This is a genomic window from Limimaricola cinnabarinus (assembly GCF_047631075.1).
Taxonomy (GTDB): Bacteria; Pseudomonadota; Alphaproteobacteria; order Rhodobacterales; family Rhodobacteraceae; genus Limimaricola; species Limimaricola cinnabarinus.
This window is the reverse complement of record NZ_JBLHYX010000026.1, coordinates 25615-33230: the sequence shown is the minus strand read 5'-3', so window position 1 is coordinate 33230 and position 7616 is coordinate 25615. Positions and strand designations below refer to the sequence as shown.

Here is a 7616-nt window from a genome sequence, read left to right as displayed (position 1 = left end):
GGAACCCAGAAGATTGGCTGATTTCTCCTAACCGGAAGCGACTACGTTATGGCGCAGCCGGGACCTTCGCGAGGCAAGGAGGCTGGGCATTTCCGAAAGCTCTGCTTTTTCTCGTGGATAATAGGGTTCGAATTTAACAAGGTAACATGCATAAATCGCAAGTTGACCGGAGGCTGGCATGCGTTTGGAATGGTTGGAAGACTTGATCGCCGTGGCCGAAACCGGATCCTTCAGCAAGGCCGCCGAACGCCGCTCTTTGACGCAGTCTGCCTTTTCTCGTCGCATTCGGCAGATCGAGGACCATGTCGGGGTCGAGCTTTTCGACCGCAGCCGCAAGCCGGTGCAGCTGCAACGCACCACCGAGGCGCAGCGCGATCGAATCCTCCAGATCATCCGCACGCTGCGCCAGCTCGTCGCCGATCTGCGCAGCGGCAGCCAGATGGTCGACAACCACGTTGTGCTGGCGAGCCAGCATGCCCTGACCACCTCGCGTACGCCGCGGCTGCTGCAGGGCGTGTTGGAGCGCCACGAGTCGATCTCGGTTCGCCTGCGATCGGCGAATTTCGACGACTGCTTCGGCCAGCTGCTGTCGCGCAAGGCGGATATCGCGCTGGTCTACCGGATCGAGGCGATCACCCCCGAGGTCGAGGCCGACTATTTGGAAACGGTCGAGGTCGGGCAGGACCGGCTGATCCCGGTCCATGCGGCCGCCCGGCGGGCCGATCACCTGCGCGACAGGGCCATGGGGCTTTTGCCGATCGTCACCTACCCGGACGCGGTGTTCCTGGGACAGGTGATGAACCTGCTGATCCTCCCCAACCTGCCGCCGCCGCTGCAGGCAGTGCAGCGGGTCGAGACGGCGCTGACGCTGGCGGCGCAGGAGATGGCCCAGGTCGGCATCGGCAGCGCTTGGATCCCCGAAAGCCTCGCGCGTGACCGCATCGCCGAGGGCAAGCTGATCGATCTGTCGGACGAACTTCCAAGCTGCGCGCTAACCATTACCGTGATGCGGCTCGCCGGTGCGAAGCGCCGGGCGGAGGAGGCCGTCTGGACCGAGCTGATCTCCTCTCCGGCAGAGGCGGGCGGGTAGGGGAGCTCCGTGGAGCCGTCGCAGGTTGGTGCGCCTCACCCCGGCGTTCAAGCGGCCCCGCCGGGTTCGAACGCGTCCTCGACCTGCCCCTGCAACGACAGCGCCTCGGTCAGCCTCGGCGCGCGCTTGGCGAATTCGGGAAGCAACCGGTCGCGCAGCAGGCCGCGGCATTCCCGGGCCATGAGATCGGGCAACGCACCGATCTCGTCGACCCGGGTGATCAGGTAGATTTGCCGCGATAGCCCGGCAAAGGGCAGCGGCGAGATATCGACGCGATCGGCTAGCGCCCCGGCGTCGAGAATGCTCAGCGGCGTGGAGAGCGTCCAGCCCCCCGTCTGCACCACCGTCGCGATCACCGACCTCGTGGATTCGAAGGAAAACCGCCTTTGGACGTGAAATCCGATCCGTTTCAGATGGCCGGACACCAGCCGGCCCATTGGCATGTTTTCCGAATATTGCGCCAGAGGAATTTCAGACAGGGTCTTTCTCCAATCCGATCGCGGATCGTATTTCCCCTGCGCGGAAATCAGGACGAATTGTTCCCGCAACAGGGGCAGGATATTGAACCTATGCATGTCGGTCGGCATGATCGCCGTCACCGCGATATCGATATCCCGCGAAATAAGCTTTTCGGTGATCTGGTCGGATCTGCCCGAGAAGGCGGAAATGAAGCATTGTGGCAATCGCGCCTGCAGAAACGAGGCGAGCGCGGGCGTGAGCGAGGCGTCGAGATCGTCGATGATCCCGGTATTGAGGATCGGCAGGCTGCGCAGGTTGATCTCGGCAAGGCTCGCTTCGGCGGCCGAGACCGTCGCGGTGATGCGATGCGCGTGCAGGCTGAGCACCTGCCCCGCCGGGGTGAGCAGGATCGGTCTCTTGTCGCGGTCGAACAGCTTGGTGCCGACGCTCTGTTCGAGCGCAGTGATCTGCTGCGACACGTTCGATTTGCTGACGCCGAGCTTCTGCGCCGCGGCGGCCACCGACCTCGTCTCTTCAAGCGCGATGAAGGCGCGCAGGCCGCGCAATGTCAGGCGGCCGATGGCCTTGGCCACGGTATTGCTCATGGTTGTGATCATCCTGTCCAGCGGGCCGCTGCGCGCAAGTGTGCCCGCCGAAGCCCGGCGGGTCGACTGCAATTTTTCAAAGCCGCGGGGCACGAGCGGGCGTGGCGGCGCGCGCTGCGGGGGACGGTTCTCGTTCTGCCTGCCAGGCGGGCGGGCGACATGCCCGGGATTGCTGCGCCATGGTCTATGCATCGCGCGTCCGAACGCCGGGGCCCGCCCTGTCGTTCAGGATAAGACGCGATAGCGTTCAGAATCCCTGAACGCAGCGCCACGACGATTGACCTAACGGCAATCTGTCGCGCTACTCGTCACAAATCCGAAATGGTCCGAGGGCAAAATGAAAAACCAGACTCGCGTCGTCGTTATCGGCGGAGGCATTGCCGGATGCTCCACGCTTTATCACTTGACGCAGGAAGGGTGGACCGATGTCGTGCTCGTCGAACGAAACGAGCTGACATCCGGAACCACCTGGCATTCGGCGGCTCAGGTCACCAATTTCGGCGCCACCCAAACAATGGTCGGCCTCAAGAGCCATTCCATCAAGCTTTACAAGGAACTGGCCGACGATCCGGAATATCCGATCAATTACCACCATGCCGACGGAGGAATTCGCCTCGCCAATACCGAGCGTCAGATGGAGGGCTATCGCCACTTTGCCAGCGTTGCGAAAGGCATGGGCGTCGACTTCGAAATCATCGACGCCGAGGAATGCGCGAAACGGCATCCGCTCATTTCCACCGACAATCTCCTTGGCGGCCTTTGGGATCCGCTCGACGGCGATATCGACCCCGCGCAGCTGTGCCAGGGGCTGGCGCGGCGCGCTCGCCTCGCCGGGGCCGAGGTCTACCGCAACACCCCCGTCACCGGGCTGACCCAGCACAAGGACGACAGCTGGACCGTGCACACCGAGCATGGCGACATCAGCTGCGAGATCGTCGTCAACGCCTGCGGCTACCGGGTGAACGAGGTCGGCGCGATGATGGGCGTGCACCATCCCGTCGCCTCGATGGAGCACCAGTATTTCCTGACCGAGCCGATCAAGGCGATCGAGGAGGCGGGCTTTCGCATGCCGCTGCTGCGCTGCCCGATCAGCGACTATTACTGCCGTCAGGAAAAGAACGGCCTGCTGGTCGGCTTCTACGAGCAGGACTGCAAGACCTGGGGCATGGACGGGATCGACCCGAACTTCGTCAACGCGCTCTGCCCCGACGATCTCGACCGGGTGATGGACGTGCTTGAAGGCGCTTTCGAGCGGATGCCGGCGCTGATGGACGTGGGTATCCACTCGGTCGTCAACGGCCCGATCACCTACACCATCGACGGCGCGCCGCTGGTCGGCCCGATCCCCGGAAAGCGCAATGCGTTTTGCATCATCGGCCTGCGCGCCGGTCTTGGCGAGGGCGGCGGCCATGGCTGGCTGCTGGCGCAGCAGATCGTGCATGGCGAGGCCTGCTACGACACTTGGGTGATCGACCCGCGCCGCTTCACCGGCCACGCCAATGTCGAGCTGACCGCGCTCAAGGCGATCGAGGACTACCAGAACGAGTTCCGCTTCCACTTCCCGCATGAGCATCGCCCGGCGGGCCGCCCGGCCAAGACCACGCCGCTGACCCCGATCCTCGCGGCCGAGGGCGCCGAGTTCGGCACCGTCAACGGCTGGGAGCGCGTGGCCTATATCAAGCCGAGCCCCGATTTCGAGGAAACCCACAGCTTTAGGTTCAACGAGACCTTCCCCGTCGTGGCAAAGGAGATCGAGGCGGTGCGCACGGGCGTCGGGATGGCGGAGGTCAATGGCTTCAACCGCTTCGAGATCACCGGCCCCGGCGCGCGCGACTGGCTCGACACCATGGTCTGCGGCCGCATCCCCCGCAAGGACGGCAAGGTCGGCCTGACCTACCTCTTGAACCATCAGGGCAACGTGAAGGCCGAGGCGACGCTCGCCAATCTTGACGCCGATACCGTCTGGTACGGCTCGGCCGCGGCCTCCGAGTTCCATGACATGGACTGGCTCGAGGCGCATCTTCCGAAAGACGGCTCGGTGCAGATCCGCTCGCTCACCAACGACTGGACGATCCTGGTTATTGCGGGGCCCAAATCGCGCGATGTTCTCTCCGGCGTGTCGCGCGGCGACTGGACCAAGGCGGCCTTCCCGTGGCTTTCGGTGCGCCGCGCCTTCGTCGGCATCGCCCCCGCCGTGGTCATGTCGGTCAGCTTCTCGGGCGAGCTTGCCTATGAGATCCACGTGCCCAACAACCAGCTCTACGCCGCCTGGCTGGCGCTGCGGGCCGAGGGTGAAAAGCACGGGATGACGCTGTTCGGCGGCCACGCGGTGGAGTCAATGCGGCTCGAGAAGGGCTATCGCCACTGGAAGGCGGACCTGATCACCGAGTTCAACCCGATCGAGAGCGGGCTCGACCGTTTCGTGAAGATCGACAAGCCCGAGTTCATCGGCAAGGCGGCGCTCGAAGAACAGCTGGCCCACGGGCTGAAGCAACGCTTCGTCACCCTCGCGCTCGACTGCGACCACGCCCCTGCGCATGGCGGCGACGCCATTCTCGCCAATGGCAAGCCCATCGGCACCATCACCTCCGCCGGATGGGGCCACCGGATCGGCAAGAACCTCGCCATGGGGTTCCTGCATCCCGAATACGCCGAAGTGGGCACGAAGCTGCAGGTCGAGGTGATCGGCGAACCGGTCGCGGCGACCGTGATGGATCCGGGGCTCTACGACCCCGAGAACATCCGCATCAAGGGCTGATCCGAGCGCCGAGCCGCCAAGGCATTGACGCGAGCCGAGGGCAAGCCCGGCTCGCCCTCCCCCAAGACAGTGAGAAACGACATGAAGATACTCGTGCCGGTGAAACGGGTGATGGACTACAACGTGCAGCCCCGCGTGAAGGCGGATGGCAGCGGCGTCGACCTCGCCAACGTGAAGATGTCGATGAACCCCTTCGACGAGATCGCGGTCGAGGAAGCGATCCGTCTCAAGGAGGCGGGTGTCGCCACGGAGGTGATCGTCGTCTCGATCGGCGTGAAGCAGGCGCAGGACGCGCTGCGCACGGCTCTGGCCATGGGGGCGGATCGCGCAATCCTCGTGACGGCCGCCGATGACGTGCACGACGATATCGAGCCGCTCGCCGTGGCCCGGATTCTTGCCAAGGTCGCCGAGGCCGAAGGGGTCGATCTTGTCATCACCGGCAAGCAGGCGATCGACAACGACATGAACGCCACCGGCCAGATGCTGGCCGCCAGGCTCGGCTGGGGCCAGGCGATGTTCGCCTCCAAGCTCGAGATCGAAGGCGGCGTTGCCAAGGTGACGCGCGAGGTCGATGGCGGCCTACAGACCATCGAGGTGCCGCTCCCGGCCATCGTCAGCGCCGATCTGCGCCTCAACGAGCCGCGCTATGCCTCGCTGCCCAACATCATGAAGGCCAAGAAAAAGCCGCTCAAGGAGACCACCGCCGCCGATTACGGCGTCGACGCGAGCCCGCGGCTCGAAGTCGTCTCGGTGCGCGAGCCGCAGGGCCGCCAGGCCGGGATCAAGCTCGGCTCGGTGAACGAGCTGGTCGATCAACTCAAGGAAGCGGGGGTCATCTGATGGCGGTTCTACTTGTTGCGGACATCACCAGGGGCGAATTGAACCGCGACGCCACGGCCAAGGCCATAAGCGCGGTGCAGAGCCTGGGCGCGGTGACGCTGCTTTGCGCCGGCGCCACGCATGAGGCGGCATCCGAGGCCGCGAAGATCGATGGTGTGGGCCGCGTGCTGCTGGCCGAGGGCGCGCAATACGAGCGCCAGATGGCCGAGCCGCTGGCGGCACTGATCGCGGTGCTCGCCGGTGATTTCGAGCACATCGCCGCCCCCGCCACCTCAAGCGCCAAGAACGCGATGCCGCGTGTCGCGGGGCTTCTCGACGTGATGGTGATCCCCGACGTGCTCAAGGTGATCGACGCCGAGACCTTCGAGCGGCCGATCTACGCGGGCAACGCGATCCAGACCGTGCGATCCAAGGACGCGACCAAGGTGCTGACCATCCGCACCACCGGCTTCGACGCCGCGGGCGATGGCGGCGCGGCCGAGGTCGAGACCCTGGCCGAGGTCACCGATCCCGGCCTCGCGCGCTGGCTCTCGGACGAGGTCTCGAAGAGCGACCGGCTGGAGCTGACCTCGGCGGGCCGCGTGGTCTCTGGCGGGCGCGGCGTCGGTTCGGAGGAGAACTTCGCACTGGTCGAGGGGCTGGCCGACAGCCTCGGCGCCGCCGTCGGTGCGAGCCGCGCCGCCGTCGATGCGGGCTATGCCCCGAACGACTGGCAGGTCGGGCAGACCGGCAAGGTCGTCGCCCCCGATCTCTACGTCGCGGTCGGCATCTCCGGCGCGATCCAGCACCTCGCGGGGATGAAGGACAGCAAGATCATCGTCGCCATCAACAAGGACGAGGAGGCGCCGATCTTCCAGGTCGCCGATTACGGCCTCGTCGGCGATCTGTTCGATCTCGTGCCCGAGCTGACGGGGGCGCTGAAATGAACATCCGCGAGACCACGCTTGGCGCCCGCATCGACGGCAAGGCCTTTGCCGCGAATGTGCGGGCCCATGTCGCCGATCACGTGGCGGAGCTGAACTCCGAGCATGGGATCACACCCGGCCTCGCGGTGGTGCTGGTGGGCGAAGACCCGGCCTCCGAGGTCTATGTGCGCAACAAGGCGCGCCAGACCCGCGAGACCGGCATGACCGGCTTCGAGCACAAGCTTGACGCCGAGACGAGCGAGGCGGATCTGCTGGCGCTGCTCGCGCGGCTCAACGCCGACAGGTCGGTGCACGGCATCCTCGTGCAGCTGCCGCTGCCGCGCCATATCGACACCGAGGCGGTGCTGGCGGCGATCGACCCGGCCAAGGACGTCGACGGCTTTCACATCTCCAACGTGGGCCTTCTGGGCACCGGGCAGAAGGCGCTGGTCCCCTGCACGCCGCTGGGCTGTCTGATGATGCTGCGCGACCGGCTGGGCGACCTCAAGGGGCTGAACGCGGTGGTGGTCGGGCGTTCGAACATCGTCGGCCGCCCCATGGCGCAGCTTTTGTTGCGCGATGATTGCACCGTGACCGTGGCGCATCGCCATTCGCGCGATCTCGCCGAGATCTGCCGCGGCGCGGACATCCTCGTGGTCGCCGTCGGCCGGCCCGGCATGATCAAGGGAGACTGGGTCAAGCCCGGGGCCACGGTGATCGACGTCGGCATCAACCGGATCGAGGCCGAGGGCGGCAAGACCCGGCTGGTCGGCGATGTCGATTTCGACGCGGCGGCGCGGGTCGCGGGCGCGATCACGCCCGTGCCCGGCGGCGTCGGCCCGATGACCATCGCCTGCCTGCTCGCCAACACGCTGACCGCCTGCTGCCGTGCGCATGGCCTGCCCGAGCCAGACGGCCTGACCGCCTGACCGCCCGATCGGCCCCCAATTCCCGGAGAG

General features: G+C 65.8%; 6 protein-coding genes. 5 read left to right on the top strand and 1 reads right to left on the bottom strand.

Going from position 1 to position 7616, the window contains the following annotated elements; all coding sequences use genetic code 11:
* The first annotated feature begins 178 nt into the window (after positions 1-178).
* Positions 179-1090: a LysR family transcriptional regulator gene (locus ACJASC_RS15965; protein WP_415146875.1), complete on the top strand. Its 912-nt coding sequence runs from the start codon at positions 179-181 to the stop codon at positions 1088-1090.
* A 47-nt stretch (positions 1091-1137) separates the two neighbouring features.
* Here ACJASC_RS15965 and ACJASC_RS15960 read toward each other — a convergent pair whose 3' ends face one another.
* Positions 1138-2154, bottom strand: a complete 1017-nt coding sequence (locus ACJASC_RS15960; RefSeq protein WP_415146874.1) for a LysR family transcriptional regulator — start codon at positions 2152-2154, stop codon at positions 1138-1140.
* Between the two features lie 337 nt (positions 2155-2491).
* Here ACJASC_RS15960 and ACJASC_RS15955 point away from each other — a divergent pair, with 337 nt between their 5' ends.
* From ACJASC_RS15955 to folD, 4 genes are all read left to right on the top strand, one after another.
* Positions 2492-4912, top strand: a complete 2421-nt coding sequence (locus ACJASC_RS15955; protein WP_415146873.1) for a GcvT family protein — start codon at positions 2492-2494, stop codon at positions 4910-4912.
* Positions 4913-4993: 81 nt separating this feature from the next.
* Positions 4994-5752 (top strand): electron transfer flavoprotein subunit beta/FixA family protein, encoded by a 759-nt coding sequence (locus tag ACJASC_RS15950; protein ID WP_415146872.1) that lies wholly within the window; start codon positions 4994-4996, stop codon positions 5750-5752.
* Positions 5752-6678: an electron transfer flavoprotein subunit alpha/FixB family protein gene (locus ACJASC_RS15945; RefSeq protein WP_021695803.1), complete on the top strand. Its 927-nt coding sequence runs from the start codon at positions 5752-5754 to the stop codon at positions 6676-6678. Before ACJASC_RS15950 ends, ACJASC_RS15945 begins: the two co-directional genes overlap by 1 nt.
* Complete coding sequence (gene folD / locus ACJASC_RS15940; RefSeq protein WP_415146871.1) at positions 6675-7586, top strand: bifunctional methylenetetrahydrofolate dehydrogenase/methenyltetrahydrofolate cyclohydrolase FolD; 912 nt, start codon at positions 6675-6677, stop codon at positions 7584-7586. The genes ACJASC_RS15945 and folD overlap by 4 nt, the downstream gene beginning before the upstream one ends.
* The last annotated feature ends 30 nt before the right edge of the window (positions 7587-7616 follow it).

Bases quoted from the DNA above. Each gene is read 5' to 3' on its own strand.
- folD (WP_415146871.1), top strand. From the start codon at position 6,675: ATGAACATCCGCGAGACCACGCTTGGCGCCCGCATCGACGGCAAGGCC.
- ACJASC_RS15960 (WP_415146874.1), bottom strand. From the start codon at position 2,154: ATGAGCAATACCGTGGCCAAGGCCATCGGCCGCCTGACATTGCGCGGC.
- ACJASC_RS15950 (WP_415146872.1), top strand. From the start codon at position 4,994: ATGAAGATACTCGTGCCGGTGAAACGGGTGATGGACTACAACGTGCAG.
- ACJASC_RS15945 (WP_021695803.1), top strand. From the start codon at position 5,752: ATGGCGGTTCTACTTGTTGCGGACATCACCAGGGGCGAATTGAACCGC.
- ACJASC_RS15955 (WP_415146873.1), top strand. From the start codon at position 2,492: ATGAAAAACCAGACTCGCGTCGTCGTTATCGGCGGAGGCATTGCCGGA.
- ACJASC_RS15965 (WP_415146875.1), top strand. From the start codon at position 179: ATGCGTTTGGAATGGTTGGAAGACTTGATCGCCGTGGCCGAAACCGGA.